This is a genomic window from Dermabacter sp. HFH0086, assembly GCF_000413375.1.
Taxonomy (GTDB): Bacteria; Actinomycetota; Actinomycetes; order Actinomycetales; family Dermabacteraceae; genus Dermabacter; species Dermabacter hominis.
Genome location: NZ_KE340308.1, coordinates 570,107 through 590,057, shown reverse-complemented (window position 1 = coordinate 590,057; position 19,951 = coordinate 570,107). Strand labels below are relative to the sequence as shown.

8 protein-coding genes are annotated in these 19,951 nt (G+C 60.3%); 7 read left to right on the top strand and 1 reads right to left on the bottom strand.

Features of this window, described 5'->3' with window-relative positions; genetic code table 11:
* Positions 1-113 precede the first annotated feature (113 nt).
* The gene (locus HMPREF1484_RS02670; RefSeq protein ID WP_016663482.1) at positions 114-1,715 is read left to right on the top strand and encodes a Na+/H+ antiporter NhaC family protein; all 1,602 of its coding nucleotides are present in this window, start codon (positions 114-116) and stop codon (positions 1,713-1,715) included.
* Between the two features lie 80 nt (positions 1,716-1,795).
* Here HMPREF1484_RS02670 and HMPREF1484_RS11465 read toward each other — a convergent pair whose 3' ends face one another.
* Positions 1,796-2,011, bottom strand: coding sequence for a hypothetical protein (locus HMPREF1484_RS11465; RefSeq protein WP_147594876.1), 216 nt, complete (start codon positions 2,009-2,011; stop codon positions 1,796-1,798).
* A 268-nt stretch (positions 2,012-2,279) separates the two neighbouring features.
* Between HMPREF1484_RS11465 and HMPREF1484_RS02665 the strand changes: the two genes are divergently transcribed.
* The 6 genes from HMPREF1484_RS02665 (at position 2,280) to HMPREF1484_RS02635 (ending at position 19,916) form a co-directional block, all read left to right on the top strand.
* Positions 2,280-8,843 carry a DNRLRE domain-containing protein gene (locus HMPREF1484_RS02665; protein WP_147594875.1) on the top strand — a complete coding sequence of 2,188 codons (6,564 nt, stop codon included), beginning with the start codon at positions 2,280-2,282 and terminating at the stop codon, positions 8,841-8,843.
* Positions 8,819-9,256, top strand: coding sequence for a hypothetical protein (locus tag HMPREF1484_RS02660; RefSeq protein WP_016663479.1), 438 nt, complete (start codon positions 8,819-8,821; stop codon positions 9,254-9,256). The genes HMPREF1484_RS02665 and HMPREF1484_RS02660 overlap by 25 nt, the downstream gene beginning before the upstream one ends.
* Positions 9,257-9,973: 717 nt before the next feature.
* Positions 9,974-11,284 carry an RHS repeat-associated core domain-containing protein gene (locus HMPREF1484_RS02655; RefSeq protein ID WP_016663478.1) on the top strand — a complete coding sequence of 437 codons (1,311 nt, stop codon included), beginning with the start codon at positions 9,974-9,976 and terminating at the stop codon, positions 11,282-11,284.
* A 1,884-nt stretch (positions 11,285-13,168) separates the two neighbouring features.
* Positions 13,169-13,606 carry a hypothetical protein gene (locus tag HMPREF1484_RS02645; protein WP_016663475.1) on the top strand — a complete coding sequence of 146 codons (438 nt, stop codon included), beginning with the start codon at positions 13,169-13,171 and terminating at the stop codon, positions 13,604-13,606.
* A 489-nt stretch (positions 13,607-14,095) separates the two neighbouring features.
* Positions 14,096-17,962, top strand: coding sequence for a phosphodiester glycosidase family protein (locus HMPREF1484_RS02640; protein WP_016663474.1), 3,867 nt, complete (start codon positions 14,096-14,098; stop codon positions 17,960-17,962).
* Between the two features lie 151 nt (positions 17,963-18,113).
* Positions 18,114-19,916, top strand: coding sequence for an ABC transporter ATP-binding protein (locus HMPREF1484_RS02635; RefSeq protein ID WP_016663473.1), 1,803 nt, complete (start codon positions 18,114-18,116; stop codon positions 19,914-19,916).
* Positions 19,917-19,951 lie beyond the last annotated feature (35 nt).

Genomic DNA, 19,951 nt, shown 5'->3' with positions numbered 1-19,951 from the left:
TCGTATCCTTCACCACGTATGGATCACCTCGGGGACCTTTCCACTTTCCCCTCGGGACAACGGCGTTTACTGTGGGGGTGTTCCTGCGTTTGCGACACGCCTAGGAGGTCCCAGTGGTAGAGACCTACCCGATCCTCACCCTCGTTCCGCCGATCCTCGCGATTCTCCTCGTGATCGTGACGAAACGTGTGCTCATATCGCTCTTCGCAGGCGTCGTGGCCGGCGCGATACTGATCGCTGACTTTTCTCCGCTCGGCTCGCTTGGCGAGGTCGGTAAGGCTGCCCTCGGACTCGTGTGGGAAGACGGCGGGCTGAACTGGTACACGATCCTCATCATCGCCTTCCTGCTCGAACTCGGCACGATCACGTCTCTCGTCCTCATGGCCGGCGGGACGTCGGCGTTCTCGGACTGGGTGGAAAAGCGCGTGAAGACACGGCGCGGGGCCCAAATTCTCACTGGCCTTTTGAGCCTTTCGTTCTTTATCGACGACTACTTCAACGCTCTTTCGGTGGGGCAGATCGCACGGCCCATCTCGGATCGGCAACGCGTCTCGCGCGCCAAGCTCTCGTACCTGATCGATTCGGGCGCGGCCCCCGTCGTCGTGCTCATCCCGTTCTCGAGCTGGGGTGCCTCCCTCATCGGCATCATGGCCCCGATCCTCGCGGCCTCCGCACTGCAGATGAGCGAGGTCGAGGCCTTCGTGCGCGCCGCACTCATGAACTTTTACGCGGTTGCTGCGCTCGTATTTCTGTGGCTCGTGATCGCCTGGCAGCTCAATTTCGGGCCCATGCGTAAGGAAGAGGAGCGGGCCTTCGCCGGCGACGGCGTGCACGCCGATGAGAAGGATGCGCCCAGTCAGGCGACCGACAAGCTCCCGCGTCACGAACCGGGCGCGAAGCGCGCGCTGCTCGTTCCGTTCGTGCTGCTCATTCTCGGTGTCGTGGGCGGAATGTACGTCACCGGCGGCATCGAGGCCGGCGCGTGGGATCTCTTCTCGACGATGGCCAACGCCAACGTGGCGCTGTCCCTCAACGTCGGCGGCATCATCGGCCTCGTCGTCGCGTTCTACTACCTGTACCGCTACACCCTCTCCAACCCGGTCTTCTCCTCGACCGTGCGTTTCGGTGGCGCTTTCCAGGGTGCGAAGTCGATGCTTCCCGCGATTTCGATTCTTCTTCTCGCGTGGATGCTCGGCGCAGTCATCGGCGATCTCGGCACGGGCAGCTTCCTCGCCGACGTCGTCGCGAACGTGAACCTCCCGGCCCACTGGCTCGTCCCGATCCTGTTTGTGATGGCCGGTCTCATGGCGTTCGCGACCGGCTCCTCGTGGGGTGCCTTCGGCATTCTGCTGCCGCTCGCGGGCCAGCTCATGAATGCTTCTCCCGGAGGCAATGAGCTTCTGGTCGCGGCGTTCGGCGCGGTCATCGCCGGCAGTGTGTTCGGCGATCACTGCTCGCCGATTTCCGACACGACGATCCTGTCGAGCACGGGCGCCGGCTGCAAGGTGAGTACGCACGTGAACACCCAGCTTCCCTACGCGCTCGTCGCGGCCGGATCCTCGCTCGTGGGTTACGTCGTATTCGCCGCAACGGGGATGGCGCTCGCGGGCTTCGCCGTGATGCTTCTTGTGCTCGTCGCCGCGGCCCTCGTGCTGCGCTCGCGCAGCCGTGGTGAACGATCCGTGAACTCAGGTGTTGCCGCTGGCGCAGCCTGAAATTCACCGACGGGCAAGACTCTGTGAGGACTCGATTTCTAGCCTGAGCTCGGCACTGTTTGTCGAGTTCAGGATAGAAATCATGCCCCGAGCATCCCGGTCTCGACACCCGTCACCTCAACCAGGTAACGGCAACCGTGGAAACTGGCGACACTGCCTACGTCGACGGCAACGGCACCACGGAGACCATCACAAAATCCAGCTGGCAAACGCCCCTCTCCGCCTGCTGCCAACCCGCCAGCAGACACAGCACCGACAACATCATCATCGAAGCCCACCCAAAGAGCTGACGTCATTCAACCTTGAGGGGACTTAAGTCCGCTTCTCGCTCCTTTTACGTGGCAGTAAAGTTTCTCTGACTCCCTCTTCGGGGCGTTACGGGAGCAGCAGTGATGCTGCAAGTGAGTAGAGGATTCTCGCGTGGGTGGCTGGTCTAGTAATCGTGTGTTTCGTCGTGCTGTTTTGTTGACGGCGTATGGGGTGTCGGCGGCGTTGGTGTCGGCGGGTTTGGTGCCTGCATCGCAGGCCTGGGCTGATACCACTCCTGCCCCTTCTCCTTCGCCTGTGGAGCAGGCCACTCCCACCTCGGGTGGTGTGGTTGATTTTCCGTCGGCTGTGATCCAGGCCCGAGCGACGGGCAAGCGTGTGGAGGTGACGGCGGAACGGTCGGAGTCCTCGAGCACGTGGGTGAATGCGGATGGGTCGGTGACGACAGAGCAGTTCGCGGCCCCGGTGCGGTTCAAGAACGATAAGGGTGAATGGACCTCATTCAATACTGATCTGGTTGAGAAGGCGGATGGTTCGCTTGCTCCCACGTCAGTGCCCGAGGGGGTTGTGTTGGCGGGTGAGGTGAAGGGCACAGATGCTCAACCGGCTGAGGTAGCGTCGCTGTCAGGTGGGGCAGCGGATTCGCAGATCGCGGTGACGTGGCCGGATTCGCTTGGTGCACCGCGTGTGGAGGGGCCGACGGCAACGTATGCGAAAGCGTGGCCGGGGATTGATCTTCAGGTAACAGCGACGCGCGATGGGTTCGAGCAGTCGTTCATTATTGCGGACCGCACCGCTGCCGAGTCTTATGCTGCGGACCAATCGGGTTCGCTGGTGACATGGGATGTGCCGTTGTCGATCCCAGAGGGTGTGACGGCCCGCGAAATCACAGGTGAGCGTGTCGAATTCGTTGATGCGGCTGGGAACGTGGTGTCTCGTTTCGAGGCCCCGATGGCATGGGACGCGTTCGTGGACGTGAAGAGTCGCGAGCACACACAGCACACGGGTGTGAGTGTGCAGCTCGTGGAGCAAGAAGCGACGGCGGTGACGCTTCGGTTGTCACTGTCGCGGGAGTGGCTGCTCGATGAGGCACGTGTGTTTCCGGTGACGGTGGATCCGGTGTATGCGTCTGCGACCACGCGGCCGACGTTTGACGCGTTCGTGCAGTCGAATGTTTCGTCGGATCGTTCGAGTGAGCGAGAGTTGAAGGCTGGCACGTATGACGGGTCTGCGAAAGCTCGATCGTTTCTCACGTTTTCGACGGCATCGTTTAAAGGGTTGAAGGTTCAGTCGGCGTCGTTGAAGTTGTATGAGTCGTGGTCGTATTCGTGCAGGCCGACGGCGTTGGAGGTGTGGTCGACGAACGCGGTCGCAACTTCGGCGGTGCGGTGGCGTGCGCAGCCGGGCCTGGTAGCTAAGCAGGGCAGCGTGACAGTTGCGAAGGGGCATAGTTCGTCGTGTGCTGCGGGCTGGGTGAGTATTCCGATCACTGGTCTCGCGCAGTCATGGGCAACCTCGAGCGCAGGTAGCGCATCGTTGGCGTTGAAGGCTGCGTCCGAGACAGATGTGAACGGGTGGAAGCGTTTCGCGTCGATGGAATCGACCACACCTCCCTCGATCGTGTTCACCTACGACCGCAAACCGAACGTGGCAGCAGTGCCAACGGTTGCCGGAACCACCACCTATGGTGCAGACACGTATGTGGCCTCGAAACGCCCGGTTGTGTCGACGGTAGGGACGGATCCGGATGGGAATTCGATGCGAGCGAATATCGAGGTGCATACCTCGACTGCGGGCACGACGGATTCGTTTGTGACAAAGTGTGCGACTGGTCTTGGGGCGTCAGGTTCCACGCTCTCGTGCACGCTTCCGGCTGATCTACCTGATAACAAGACGCTGTATGTGCGTGCGAAGGTCGTGGATGAGCTGGGCGTGTGGAGCGCGTCGTGGTCGGGCTGGAAAACGATCAAGACCGCCCAGGCGAAGCCTGCCGCACCAACCATCACCTGCCAGAGCTACAGCAATGGATCATGGACAACGAATGTGCCGGGCGCAAATGTGCCGTGCACGATCACTGCACCAGTGCTCACCGGTAATAACCAGGCCGTGCAGCTTGATTACCGGATTGATGGGGCTACGGTAGCGGCGACGGTTGCGGTGACTGCGGGCAAGAGCGTCACGGTGTCGTTGCCAAAGACGGCGGGCGGGCACCAAATCAGAGCCCGCGTGTCCACAGCATCACGCCTGACGTCCGATGCTGGCGTGTTCACTGCCGGGTGGGGCGGCCCGGCCTTGTATTCCCCGGGACGGCTCGAGGCATCTAACGGCGAGTTCAAGGTGCTCGCGAAAGCACCACCACGCACCGCGAACGAGATGACCGTCTCTGCGCAAATGCAGTGGCGCCCGTCGGGCAGCAACGACACCTGGATCAACGCGGGTAGTGCCACTGCTGTGACGGGTGCGCTGGGCAAAGAGACCGTGTTCACCGGCACGTTTGACGCAGCCGCGGCACTTGCGGCGGCGAACAAAGCTTCGCGTGGTCCGGTGCGCATGGATTTCCAAGTCTGCTTCACCTATTCGGGTGTGAAGACCCCCATGTGTACCGGTGGTGTTGCGCCGACTGTGGTGGTGCGCGTCCCACACGCTTTCGGCGACGGTTACCCAACCACGGATGTCGAAACCGGTCAGGTCGCTCTCTACACGGGTGAGTTTCAAACCTCCGACACGGACGTCACTGTCCCCGGGTACGGGTCAGATACTACGCTGTCGCGTTCGCACCTATCGTTTACGGGTAGTGGCGATGTGAAAGCGTGGCCAGTGGACCCTGTCACTGGCATCTTCGGCCCCGGGTTCACGGCAAACCTGGAAGGCGACGACTCCGCTGGTCTCGCCGGCGTGGAAGTGATTGATCAGCGCATGAGTGACGGGTCGATCGCTCTCATGGGGGAAGACGGCGACGCGCTCGTGTTCGTCAACCCTTCCGGTAAACGCGAAACGGTCACCGGCACCCTCGTGCCCGGAACGACCGACACGGAACTCTCCGGCGTAACGGCAAAGATCACTGGTACAGCGGCGGCCCCCACCCTCGTCGTGACTGAAGACGATGGGACCGTGACAACATTCCAACCTACGACTGGTGGTGCGGGTAAGAATCTTGACTTTAGGCCGGTGTCGATCGCCGCGGTGGGGGATGGGTCCTCAACCACGTTCGGTTACGACGCGACCACTGGTGTGGTGACGCGTATCGTTGCGCCGCTTCCTGATGGTCTTGCAGCCGGGGCGTGCCCTCCTTCGGGCGTGTTGCAGCCTGGCTGCCGCGCGGTAGAGCTCGCCTACACCAGTGTCACGGACCCGAACGGAATGAGCGTGCAGCGGCTTGCAAAAGCATCAGCGACACTGTTTGACCCTGCCACGAACCAAATGGTGACCACACCTGTCACGACCTACACTTACGACTCACTCACCAGGCTCTCGAGCGTGACGGATGTGCGCTCAGGGCTCAAGACCACCTACACGTGGGATGGAGCATCGACCAGGCTCAAGACGATCACCCCGAGTGGTCTTGCGGGTTACACGATGAACTACGCACCCAACCCTGACCCTTCGATCCCGACGATGATGGTGAAGAACGTCCAGCGGGACGGGCAAACTACCGGCGCCCCTCCCGTCCAGATCGCATCCATCGTCTACAACGTTGCCACCAGCGGGGCCGGGTTGCCGGATCTGTCACGTGCGGGTGTGAAGGCATGGGTGAAAGAGGCCGACGGCACGCCTGAGTTTGACGCTCAGGTCCCAGTCAACGGTTACGCCGTATTCGGCTCGGACCATCCCGTGAATGCCCTCGTAGGCAAAGACGTTCCGGCTGCGGACATGCAGTACGCCTCGTTGAGTTACATCAACGCGGACGCATACACGATCAACACGGCCAGCTACGGCGCTGGTGCGTGGCAGATTGATGCCACGTGGTATGACGCCAAGGGCAACGTGGTCCGCACCCTCGACGAGAATGCAGTCAACACGACCCTCGCTGACCCGGACATGTCGCAGGCCCAGGTGGATGACCTGTCCGAGCAGACCGTTTACAACGCAGAAATTAAAGACACTGCAGGCAATGTGCTCGTGCCCGCCGGGTCTCGTGTCGAGGAGACGTTCGGGCCTGCCCGCGACGTCATGCTCAATGACGGCTCCACAGCCAGGGTGCGACCGCATTCACGCACGATTTATGACGAAGGAGCACCCAATAACGGGATCAATGCCGCGACCGGTCAGCCGTACTCGCTTGCCACGACCGTGATCTCGGATGCGGTCACGACAGGTAGTGGCCCGGACGCGGTGAGCGTGGTGGAGGCTGTGTCGACCATAAAGAACGGCTACAACCCTCTTGACGGCTCGGCCGTGACCTCACCGACGTCGGGCTGGACTCTCGGAACACCGACCACCGTGACCGACAACGCCGGCCGCGTGACAAAACAGATCTTTGATCCCCGCGGCAAAGTTGTCACCACGATCGCGCCGACCTCGAACGGTGACGATGCAGGCACGACTCGCACCATTTACTACACGGCAGGGCCCAATGCTGCGGATGCTTCCTGTGGCAACACGGCGCAGGCTAAAGCCTGGGCGGGGGAGGTGTGTCGCACGTTCCCAGCCTCTGCCCCAAGCGAGGGGCCGAGTATGCCGAGCAGCAAGGTCACCGGGTATGACTATTGGCTCGCCCCCACTACAACCGTGGAGACATCTGGTGCCGCGACGCGGACCTCGAGCGTGAAATACGATGCCGCAGGCCGCGCTATCTACACGAAAACCTCCACGAGTGGACTCGCGGGATCGGTGCCGATGGATGCGATCTTCACCCAGTACAACCAGGCCACGGGCCTTGTGGACGCCGTCGGTGTCGCGAACAGTGCTGGTACTGGTATCGCGGGTGCGAAACAGTCCTACACCTACGACGCGTGGGGCAAACAGATCACCTCGACAAACCAGCTGGGGGACGTCACCACGACGACGTATGACGCGAAAGCCCGTGTGACCTCGGTCGATGACGGCAAGGGCGTGACCTCGTTTGAATATGACGGCACCGATGCGAATGGGAAAGCAGAGCGGCGCGGTCTGGTCACGAAACAAACCGTGACCCGTGGCTCATCCTCACCTCTGACGTATGCTGCGGCGTATGACGCCGCGGGTGCGATGACCACCGAGACACTTCCCGGCGGCATCACCGTCACCCACGAACTCAACGAAGCAGGCGAAGAAACCGGCCTCACCTACACCGGCCGGGTCACGGACCCTGAGACCGGAGTTGCTGCGCCTGGCGTGTGGTTCTCCTGGTCGCAGACTAATGACGTGTCGGGTCGTGTTCGCACAGACTCCTCGACATTCTCGACCGCTATCGCTACGACGGCGGGGCTGGCGCCGGATGTGGATGTGACGGAGGTGCTTGATGCGAGCCCGCTTGATTTCGATCATCGTTACACCTACGACAAGGCAGGCAATCTTGCGAAGGTTGAGGATTTGACTGGCCTGCCGGTAGGGGAGGCGACAGTGTCGCCGTATGTGGTGCGTGAGTACACGTTCACTGCGAAGGGTGCTCGTGCTGGGGTGAAAGAAACAATCCGTGCTGACGGCACCCCGACCGGTGCAGCAACCACAGGCAAGACACAGACCCTTACCTATGACACTGCTGATCGCCCGACGGGCGGGTATGTGTATGACCTTTTCGGCCGCCAGACCACGCTCCCGGCAGCACATGCTCCGAACCCCAGTGAGGGGAATATTAGCCTCGCGTATTTCGATAGTGATTTGCCGCAAAAGATCACCCAAGGCGACACCACCACAACGTTCACGCTCGATGTCTCTGCTCGCAGGCTCGTCCAAACCACGGTTACACCGGCGGGGTCAACTACGACGACGCGGCATTACGCCGATGATAGTGACAATCCGGCATGGGTGGACGTGAAGGAGCCGAACGGTGCCGTGGAGACGACCCGGTTTACGGGGTCGATTAGTGGGGATCTCGGCGCGACCATCAAGACCGACGGTGTCGCGGAGTTGACGTTGCCGAATATTCACGGTGACATCGTCACCACTGTGCCAATCTCCGCGACCGCGACCGCGGATACTCCTGCGGAGGCGATCGCTGGTTGGGCTGGGTACAAGGAATACGGCGAGGCCATTGACCCCACGCAAGCAGGCACGGTTGGGGGTCCGATTGGGTATGGGTGGCTAGGCGCGAAAGAACGCTCAACAACCGACGCCACCGCCGGTCTCACCCTCATGGGCGTACGCTTGTATAACCAGGCGACAGGAAACTTCACCTCCACAGACCCCGTCCCCGGCGGCAACTCCACGACATACAACTACCCCACAGACCCCATCAACCAGCACGACCTCGACGGCAAAAAAGGCTGGTGGAAGCGCAATTGGAGGAAAGTAGTAGGGGGTGGCGCAACCGTACTCGCGATCGGGGGTATGTTTGCATGCGGAGTTAGTGTTGTTTGCGGCGCTATCGTCGGAGGAGTGGCTGCCGGCGCTGGATATCTGTCGAAGCACTATGGACGAAAGTCATTTTCAAAATGGGGATTGGCTAGTTCCGTAGTAGGAGGCGGGGCTCTTGGCTTTTTCTCTTTCACAAAGTTTGTGCGGAATGGGAATAATCTGTTGAGAGTTGGTCGCACCTCCAAGGGTGCGCCGTGGCGTATATCGGGTGGACCGTCGTTAAAGCACTACAAGCGTCTCTCAACCTCCGCAAAGAAGAAATTGCGCAACCGTGGCTCTTTCCACTTTGAACGCAAATGGGGCGGTTGGCGAAACCATCGTACAGGCAAGGAAGTGGAGACGTGGAATTTTCGAAAGAAGGGCTAAGTGGATTGTCGGACCTGGTGCGCTCAATCATTGAGCCTGCTACGAAGCGCTTAAGTTCGTCGCTCGGAGTTAATGCGTCAGTAAACGGCGAGTTCGTTGTCTGGAACGTGGACAACGAATATGGACCGCAATTCTCGGTGAGGTACAACGAAAACCTTTTCCGGCTCTCGTTTCTTGAGTTTGGTCTTGTTTATCCGGTGCCGTCGCCTTGGAGCGAGGAGATGTTTATTGAGGTAGTGGAGGACATTCTCGCGATTGCAGAAATGTGCACCAAAGGCGAGTACCTCATTGGTCAGCGCAAGCGCAGGTTCTTCCCATCATACAACTTTCTTATTCTGGATTTTTTGGATGGCAGATATGTGGAGATTCCGGAAGTAGATGCATTATTTCCCACCTCTATTGTGCGACTCTAGTCTTTCTGTTAATATCAAAAGTTGTTACACGGGTGTTGTAGCCTTTCATGCAGGTAGAGCGGCGAGTTTGCCTTAAAGCGAACTGCATTTTGAGATTAGCGGAAGCGTTGAAAAAGGTGGAAATTTCGTAGTGGCGTGTGCGGTAAGAAATGTTCTTTATGATAGATATTTAGCGCGAGTGCGTTGGTTGGGAGTCGCCAAGTTAGAAGCGGAGGGGGCAAATCGTTAGTGGGAAAGGCGCGGTCGAGAATTACCGCACGGCACCGTCTGAGCCGCTCATGTCGGCCTAGGACCAGTCGCGCACGAAGGACTTGTAGTTTCGGTACTACAGCGAGAGCCCGCTTGGGAAGAGTAGGAAGCAGATACCGCAGAGGGTATGCGCACCGGGGGGCATTTAAGACTGCGGGTATTGTTAGACTCCAGTCGTTCGCGCTGTGGAGAGTGACCCGCTAAATTGGGTGAATGTGTTGAATTCTTGACGCTCGTCACGGTTTGTATCTCGCTCGCACTATTTGTTGCTGATACTGTTGTCGACATGTTCAATGCCCCCAAGGAGCTTGGGTTGTTCGCCAAATTCGTACATTGTAAAGCGCATTGGGTCGACCGAGCTAGCGACAAGACTTCTCTTGACAGAAAGCTTTTATATGGGACAGTTTTCTTTGAAGTTGTTGGGTGGGTGCTGTTGAAAGTTTCGGAGCTCCTGTAGCGAGCGGGGTCATGGATCTATCGTTGTGTGCGTCTGCGATAGCGACGACGGCGGGGCTGGCGCCGGATGTGGATGTGACGGAGGTGCTTGATGCGAGCCCGCTTGATTTCGATCATCGTTACACCTACGACAAGGCAGGTGATCTCGCGAAGGTTGAGGATCTGACTGGCCTGCCGGTGGGGGATGCGACAGTGTCGCCGTATGTGGTGCGTGAGTACACGTTCACTGCGAAGGGTGCTCGTGCTGGGCTGAGTGAAAGAATCCACGCGGACGGCCCGCTGGCCGGGACCGCCACGACGGGGAAGACACAAACACTTATCTATGACACTGCTGATCGTCCGTCGGGCGGGTATGTGTATGACGTGTTTGGGCGCCAAACCACGGTTACACCGGCGGGGACAACTACGACGACGCGACATTACGCCGATGATAGTGACAACCCGGCTTGGGTGGATGTGACACAGCCGAACGGGCTTGTGGAGACGACCCGGTTTGCGGGGTCGATTAGTGGGGATATCGGAGCCTATATCAAGACCGACGGTGCGGCAGAATTGGCTTTGTCGAGTACTTATGGCGATATTGCCACGACCGTTCCCATTTCCGCGACCGCGGTCACGGGCACCCCTGCGGAGACGATCGCTGGTTGGGCTGGGTACGAGGAGTACGGCGAGCTCGCGGATTCCGGCCAGGCGAGTACGGTTGCGGGCCCGGTTGGGTGTGGGTGGCTTGGTGCGAAAGGACGCGCGGCGAGTGATGCTACCGCGGGTCTCACCCTCATGGGCGTGCGCCTCTACAACCAGGCGACAGGGACCTTTACCTCCACAGACCCCGTCCCCGGCGGCAACTCCACGGCATACAACTATCCCACCGACCCCATCAATATGTGCGACCAGTCAGGAAAGGAAGCCTGTAAACGAAAAAAGGGAAACTCGCGGCCACAGGTATCCAAAACGCGCCGGCAAACCACTGGAAAATGGCACAATGCAAAAGAAATATGGCTCTCTGCGCTCATCTTCGGGCAGACTTTAGGTCCCAAAAAAATACTTCAAAAAACTGGATTATGGAAGAAGTTGCCAAAATGGGCACAACGGGTTGCACCCTCGGGGATTGGCATCGACCAACTACAAAAGAAGAGTTTCTGGATATGGACCGAGTATAAAGAGTGCGGAAAAGGTGGTGTCATGAAGTACTGGTACCGCGGATACTCATTTCTTCAGTATAGGGCGAAATATTCCATCCTCTATTGGAGGACTTCATGGGTTTACTTAAAGGCTCTGCACACAAGCTCAACGGGAAGGATCTCTGGAAGGCTTCCCGGTTAGCCATGAATAGTAGGCGCACGGAGGTGTCAGGCAAAATGGCTAGTGAGCCAAAAGACGAAGACTTGGAGCCCACAGAAGAGTCCGGAGAAGGCAGTAAATTTCATGGATTCCTTATTTTGATAGATTCTGCTACTTATGTGACTCTTCGCACACTTCCCGACGGGTTAACACCCGTCTCAATCGCGGTAACGGTAGTGGCCAGTATTTTGTTGGCGTATACCGGGTACGAGTTCCTTTTGAAAGAGGACAAGAAATTTTCACAAGGTGGTATATGGTTAGCCCTTGTGAAGAGCCTGAGTGTCGCTTTAGGTACATCGCTTGTGACATCAGTGTGCACTCGTTCGATAGTCCTGACGGTGATCTCTCTGGTCGCGGCAATAGTGTTTGAGCTACTTCTGCTCGGGTGGACCAGACTTTGAGATGTGCGGCGCATAAAAGTGCGATTGTGTGGCCGGTGCCAATAGTCGCTGGGGAGCGCATCCCATCGGGGTACGGGGTGCTGGAATGTCGATGAGGGGTAGGCTCCCGCTAATGTCCTGGTGGCTGAGTAAGAATTAGGAGCACTTATGTGGGCTGAGAGCAATAGATTAACCTTCCGTAAGGTGCGAAAGATAATAATGCAAATTTTGACCGAAGAAAATCCAGCAGACCTCCCCGAATTTATTCTGCAAAGTTCGTCGTCTGTCTACTCTACCGAGGCGAATGCTATTTACAGATACTCTTGCAATAACGTTCAAGAGGGTATCAGTAGTGAGCAGGTAGAACAGGTAATATATGATGCTAGCCGTGACCCGCTAGATGCTAATGCTGTAAGTCGCGCAGCGCAGAGAATCGTGGAAGCGTTAGGGTAGTGTCACTTGCGGCATGGTGGATCCGTTTATCACGTCAAAACTGAAACAGGGTCTCGGTAGTAAATTCCACTTCAGTATCCAAAATATGGATTTAGGCAATCTAGATGCGGCAAAGTAAGCAATTCGAGTCTCGGCTGCAGCGGATCACGTCGCAGCCCTCGCATTCTCGGCCTGGCGGGCCGATGCTTGCTGGGCGCGAGCTTGGTTGGTTGCCTCTGCCGGGTGTGGGTGTTAGCTGTGTAGGTCGCCCAACGCCACGGCGAGGTTGTTCTGCTCGCCTACTCTACTGTCTGCCGGCGTTGCTTTTTTGATGGTGATGCCGAGCTTTTGCCACGGATACTCCTGCGGAGACGATCATTTGTTGGGCTGGATGGAAGGAGTATGACGAGCCCGTGGAAGCCTCCGAGGCGCGTACGGTTTCAGGTCCGGTTGGGTGTGGGTGGCTTGGTGCGAAAGGACGCGCGACGAGTGATGCTACCGCGGGTCTCACCCTCATGGGCGTGCGCCTCTACAACCAGGCGACAGGGACCTTTACCTCCACAGACCCCGTCCCCGGCGGAAGCTCCACGGCATACAACTACCCCACGGACGTTGTTTCAATATTCGACCTAACAGATCGCTGCGGATCTACAAGCACGGTAGTGTGCCGGAGCGATGCAACGTGAGGTACTCGAAGTACGATAGGGATGGACGGTCGCGCATCTGCAACGGGATCGGGACAGCGTAGTTCAGGTATGTCGACTAAGAGAGGCGCAGCAGGTTCAGGCAAGCCCAACAGTTCCAGCGTAAAAGGCAGGTCTGTGGACAAGCACGACCACAGATCAGGCCGTAATCTGACGTGACGCCACCAGAGGTGGCGCGCATTCAAGAAGGCGACAAAACCACCAAGAAGGAAGCTGTAGACGCGCCGGGGAGGGTGCGTAGATACGTGCTGTGGAACCGGAAAATAGACGACGCAGTTTATGGTGGAAACAGGAAAGATGGGCCAATGTGAAACTGCTACCGCATATAGTAGCTTTTGAAGGAGGTGGCTGTGTCACAAACGTTGCCAAATGGTGCACGAACTGAAGCGGGACTCGCCAAATATTCGACGATGGATTTCTTGGAAATTTGTGAGGATAATCTCGGCACGCTTTTAAAGGGCTTGGATGGTCATCTGTACTATCTGAAGGCCGATGAGTTGAGCCGGAAATGCATTCTCAAAAATATGCGCGAAGGTGCTGCTCTATACGTCAATCCCGAGGGTTACTGGTCATCCTCTGAAGCGGAAGCGCATAGAGGGCGGATCGGAAAATGGTTTACGGGGCGCGACGGCAGCGAAATTGCGCGGCGTTATGCCGACGATAAGGCTAAATACCCTCTAGTGTACTCTGCGCTATTTTGGAGCCACTTCGATTCGAAACGAGTCCTGTATCTTGAGGGGTATTCGCTGGAACCGCTGCTTAAATTGGGTCTAGAGGAGCGCAGGTGAACTCCCTTCAGTTTGGTTAGAGGCATCATTGGAATGGCCGCAGTGCTGCTTATCTAAATGTTGGGGTCTCTAAGACGAGACCAAATGATTCCATGGTGCCGATTCTGACGGGCCCAGTACGAGTGTTTGACCAGCCCGTAGTGACGATTCATTGCGTCGCCGCTTGCTTCGCAATCCTCGCCTTCGATGCTTGCTGAGTGCGCCCGCGCCGTTCTTGGTCGTGCCGATTGCGAAACCCTCGTGGGGGTAGGTTGTTGGGTTGGGCTGGAATATAGATGTCTCGCCGCGAATTCGCACCAGTTCCCCTGAAGCGCGAGAAATAGCCACCATTCTCATCGTTGAAGCTGCGCTGGCAGAGCCACGGTGAACGATCCGTGAACTCCGGTGTTGCCGCTGGCGCAGCCTGAAATTCACCGCTTGGCAAGACGCCGTTAGGACTCGATTTCTAGCCTGAGCTTGACACTGTTTCTCGAGTTCAGGATAGAGATCATGCCCCGTATCCCCGCCCCGGGCGAGGCTGCCACTGCCGGCGCTTCGCGCTCTCGCCGCACGCGCGGTGGCCTTCGCGCCCTCGCCATTGCCGCGGCCCTCGCCATCGCCGTTCCCGGTAGCTTTGCCCTCCCCGCCGATTCCCCCTCCGTTCTCGCGCCGGCCACGGCCCAGGCCGCGCCAAGCGAAGATGACGTTGCAAAGGGTGGCGTGTTTGCGGATTCGCAGACGCGCCGCGTCGCGCCGGGCCTCGACCTCACGACCTTCTCGCGGCTCGAGAGCGCGGGCTGGAACGAGGGCAGTGTCCTGACGGCCGATCTCACCGAGCAGACCCTCTCGATGGACGTTGTTGACAACGGCAAGGTCGCAAGCCGCTCTCCGCTCGGCGAACTCATGACCTCGGGCGAGCGTGGCGATCAGGCGGTTGCCGCGATCAACTCGGCGTTCTTCGACATCAACTTCAGCGACGCGCCCGTGTACAGCTCGGTCTCGAACGGGGAGTCGGTCGTGGGTTCGGATAGTCACCGCCCCGCCTTCACGATCGTGGGTGGCAAGGCCGTCGTGCAGGCCCTTACGACCTCGGGCAAGGCCACGCTCGGCGATGGCTCCGCGATTGACCTTGCAACCCTTAATGACCCGAGCCTCCCCGAGGGCAAGGTTGGCGTATATAACTCCCGTTGGGGCTCTTACACTCTCGATCGTCCCATCGGCGGACCCGACAAGGTGAGCGCTCACGCCGCTTACGCCCTCGTCCAGGACGGCAAGGTCGTCAAGGCGAGCGGCATCGTCGAGAAGGGTGTGGGGGAGCAGGAGATCCCCGAGGGCGCGCAACTCCTCCTTGGCCGCGAAGAGGGTGCCGACAAGGTCGCGGCGCTCAAGGTTGGCGACAAGGTCGACGTCGCGATCGGCCCCGACCAAGACGTCGACATGGGCGTTCAGGGCAGCGATCAGATCCTTACGAACGGTGAGGTCATGGCCATGAACGATGATTCGCTCGTGAAGACGAGCCACCCACGCACCGCGATCGGCGTGAGCAAGGACGGCTCGAAGGTGTACGCGATCGTGCTCGATGGCCGCAGTGCCAACTCCCACGGCATGACCCTCCCTGAGCTCGGCCAGCTCTTCAAGGACCTCGGCGCGTACAACGCCGTGAACCTCGACGGTGGCGGCTCCTCCGCGATGATCGCGCGCGCCGCGGGCGATGACGGTCCCGCGGTGTGGAATACGCCTTCCGACGGTGACGTGCGCTCGGTGAGCGACGCTCTCGTGTTCTACTCGAGCGCCCCGAAGGATGAGATCTCGGATGCTCAGCTCTCGGTTGTGCTCGAGAACGAGAATGCTGTGTTCCCGGGCCTTCACCGCACGCTTGAAGGCGAAGGCCTGGGCAAGAACCTCGCCCCGCTTGCCGTTGACGGTGAGTACACCGCTGAAGGTGCGGCGACCGTCGAGAAGATCGACCAGGGCACGGCGATCGTTGAAGGTGTTGAGCCGGGCGAGGCGACCATCACCTACGAGACCGGCGTGCACATGGATTCGGTCACGATGCGCGTCCTCGGCGACCTCCTCGCGATCCGCCCGAGCGCCCGCACCCTGAGCCTCCCGGATCCCGATTCGACCCGCAACGTCACCCTCACGGGTATCGATTCCGACGGTCACCGCGCCCGCATCGAAACCCAGGACGTCAAGGTCGAGGCGAGCAAGGGCTTCACCGTGACCGATGACGGACTCGGCACGTGGACGATCGCCGGAACCGGCGATGCCGAAGCCGGCACCGTGACGTTCAGCGTGGGAGAGGTTGAGACGACGATCCCCGTGAGTTACGGGACCAAGGAAGAGCAGGTCTTTGACTTCACCGATCTCGGTGCCTTCAAGGACGGCAACGCACGCGCCGCAGGCTCGCTCGAACCCGCGAAGGGCGAGAACGGCGAGGATCCCGCAGTCCGCATGCAGTTCGATTTCACGCGGGAAACCGCGACCCGCGGCTACTACCTCATCGCGAACGAACCCGTGACGCTCGAGGGCAATGCCATCTCGTTCAGCGCGGATGTCAAGGGCGATAGCAATGGCGTGTGGCCACGCCTCGAGGTCATCGATGCGAAGGGTACGAAGACGAACATCAATGGCGACAACATCACTTTCGATGGCTGGTCGAAGGTCGTTTTCAACGTGCCGGAGGGCCTCGCGCAGCCGCTTACGGTCAACGCCGTGCGCCTCATGGAGACCCGCCCCGGTGCTAAGTACAAGGGCGACGTGACGATCGCGAACCTGACCGCCACGACGACAACGGCGGTCGAAGCTGAGGCCGGGAAGGCCATCCACGACCCGGCGTTGCTCACGGTCGGTTCGGTGGCGGATCGCCCGCAGCGCGTGGCCGTTATGAGCGATGCGCAGTTCGTGGCGCGCGATCCGAAGTCCCCCTCGGTCGAGGGCGCGCGCCGTACCCTCCGTGAGATCAAGGCGGCAAAGCCCGATCTCCTCGTGATCAACGGCGACTTCGTTGACGAGGCGACTCCCGAGGACTTCGACCTCGCAAAGACGATCCTCGAGGAGGAGTGGGACCCGTCGATCCCGTACATGTATGTTCCGGGCAACCACGAAATCATGGGCGGCAAGATCGAAAACTTTGAGAAGGCCTTCGGCGCGACGCAGCTGGATCGCAACCTCGGCCGCACGAAGCTCCTTACGCTCAACACTGCGGGCGGCTCGCTCCGCTCGGGCGGCATCGACCAGATCGAGAAGCTCGAGGAGGCCCTCGCGGAGGTCGAGCAGTCGGATGCTCTCACGGGCATCGTCGTCTTCTTCCACCACCCGCCGAGCGATCCGCTTCCCTCGAAGTCGAGCCAGCTCGCCGATCAGCGCGAGGCGCGCGAACTCGAGCGTGTGCTCGGCGAATTCCGCGACCGTTCCGGGAAGTCAGCCGCGGTCGTCAACGGCCACGTAGGCGTGTTCCACGGCTCGGCAGTCGAAGGCGTCACCTACCTCGTCAACGGAAACTCGGGCAAGAACCCCGCAGGCACGCCCGAGACGGGCGGCTTCACCGGGTGGACGATGCTTGGCATCAACCCGGGCGCAGGCAAGGTCGGTGCGAATCCGACGACTGCGGATCGCGTCGCGTGGCTCGCGGCCGAAACCAAGCCGTGGGTCGATGACATAACGCTCACGCTCCCCAAGGTCCTCGCCGAGGGAGAGAGTGCCGACTTCAGCGCCGTGTTCACGCAGGATGGCCGCACGGTTCCCGTTGCGTGGCCCGTCACCGCTCAGTACTCGGGTAGGGGAGTTCTCGTGGACGACGGTTCCGAGGCAGCCGAGGTTGCCGACGACAGCGCCGTGATCCGCGTGAACCCCCTGACCGGCGAGGTCACCGCAATCCGCCCCGGCGAAGCCGAACTCGTCGTGACGGTCAACGGGCGCAGCCACGCGCAGTGCATCACGGTCGAGGGCGCGAGTGCCCCGGCGAAGCCGGCCCCTGAGGAGGAACCGTCGGATGATGCCGTGGCGCCGGTCGAGCCCGCCCCCAGCGAGGCAGATCCGGCGGGAGGAGCCGAGGACTCCGATGAAGCGGCGGGTACCGATGAGGACCCGGCGGCAGGAGCCGAGGGCCCCGATGAAGTGGCAGGTACCGATGAGGACGGTGCCGCTGAAGGGCCAGCCGGCCAGGCGGAGCCACCCGCGAAGGAGGATCCCGGGATGGCAAGCGCCGATTCCGGTACGGCATCACGCCCCGCGCGAGCTACCGCTCCAGCGGCGAGCGGCCATGCGCCCCTCCCACGCACGGGCGTCGAGCTCGGCGGAGCGATCGCAAGCCTCATGTTCCTCGGCCTTGGCAGCGTGCTTCTTGCACGCTCGCGTAAGGCGAGCATGAAGTAACCAAAGAGCTCCCGATCGAGAGCTCAGGGGCGCCGGCGTCGCAGTTATCGCGAGCCGGCGCCCCACTCCATTATTGAAAGTGGGAGCAGTTCCTCACACTGCGGAAACGACGTGCGCTCGGCAACCGTCGGACCTCGCCTACCCTGGAAGGGTGAAGGCACTTTCGAGAATTTTCCGGTTTACGAGCGAGCTGTGGCCGCTCTACCTTGTGATCGTCGTGTCGGCGCTCCTGACGACCGCGATGACCCTCATCATTCCGTTCCTCATCGGCTCGGCAACCGACACCGCGACCGCGGCCGTGGCGGGGACGCTCACTCGCGACGAAGCCCTGCACGACATCATCATGACGGCCGTGTGGATTTTCGTCGCGTTCATGGCGAGTGCTCTCATTCAGAACATCGGCGGGTACTTCGGTGACGTCATGGGCAACCGCCTCCGTGCGATGCTCTCCGTTCGCTACTACGACAAGCTGCTCAACCTCCCGCAGCGCTGGTACGACGAAGAACTCACGGGAACGATTGTTTCGCGCCTGAACCGCTCAATCGCGGAAATTGGAACGTTCGCGAAGATCGCCTCAAACGCCTTCATCTCGATGATCATCACCGCGATCGCCGTGCTCGCGATCAGCGCGTGGTACTGGTGGCCGCTCGCCCTCATCCTGTTCATCATGTTCCCGCTGTACCTGTGGCTGACCTCCCTCACGAGCGTCAAGTGGCAGCGACTCGAAGGCGAGAAGAACGAGCAGATCGACATTGCCTCGGGCCGCTTTGCGGAGGTCGTGGGCCAGATCCGCGTCGTCAAGAGCTTCGTGCGAGAAAAGAGCGAACTTGCCTCGTTCACGAAGCGCTTCAACAGCACCGACGCGATCACAAAGGAGCAGTCGGTCCACTGGCACAAGATGGATGTCTACCGTCTCGCGGCCCTTAATCTCGCGTTCGCGGTGCTGTACCTCATCATCTTCATCCGCACGGTTCAGGGCGATTTCTCGGTCGGTGACATGGTCATCCTCATCCAGCTCATGAACCTCGTGCGCAACCCGATCGAGAACATGAGCTGGGTCGTGGACACGTCGCAGCGCGCGGTTGCCGGGTCGAAAGACTATTTCGCGGTCATGGACACGAAGGTCGAGGTATGGCCGACGCTTGCCGACGGACGATCGTTCCCGGAGGCGGTGGAGGGTGCCCCGCGCATCGTTTTCGACCACGTGAACTTCGCCTACGAAGAAAACCACGACGTCCTGCACGACATGAGCTTCCACGTGGACTCGGGGGAGAAGGTCGCGCTTGTCGGCGAGTCCGGCGGCGGCAAATCCACGATCGTGAACCTGATCCTCGGCCTGTACCGCACGCGCACGGGAGAGGTGCGTCTTCGCGGCCACAACGTGAACGATCTGCCGATCGACGTGGTGCGCTCACGCGTGGGCGTCGTGTTCCAAGACGCGGCGCTGTTTAGCGGCACGATCCGCGAAAACATCGCCTACGGCCGCCCCAACGCGACCGACGAAGAGGTGCGCGAAGCGGCTCGCCGCGCGAACGCGAGCCAGTTCATCGAGCGGTTCAACGACGGCTACGACACCCTGATTGGGGAGCGCGGCCTCAAACTCTCGGGCGGGCAGCGCCAGCGCATCGCGGTTGCGCGCGCGATGCTCAAGGACGCTCCGATCCTCGTGCTCGACGAGGCGACGTCCGCCCTCGACACGAAAGCCGAGCGGCAGGTCCAGGCGGGCCTCGATGCGCTCATGGAGAACCGCACGTCGATCATCATCGCCCACCGCCTCTCGACGATCGCGGGAGTGGACCGCATCATCACGCTGCGCGATGGTCGCATCGACGAGATCGGCACGCCCGCTGAGCTCGCGGCTTCGGGTGGCATCTACGCCGAGCTGCTTGCCCTGCAGAACGCGGGCGGCGCTGAGGCAAAGAAGCTGCTCGAGAGGTTCGGGATCACCGGCTGAGTTCCCCAGGTTAGTCTCGAGGACGCCGAAGGGCG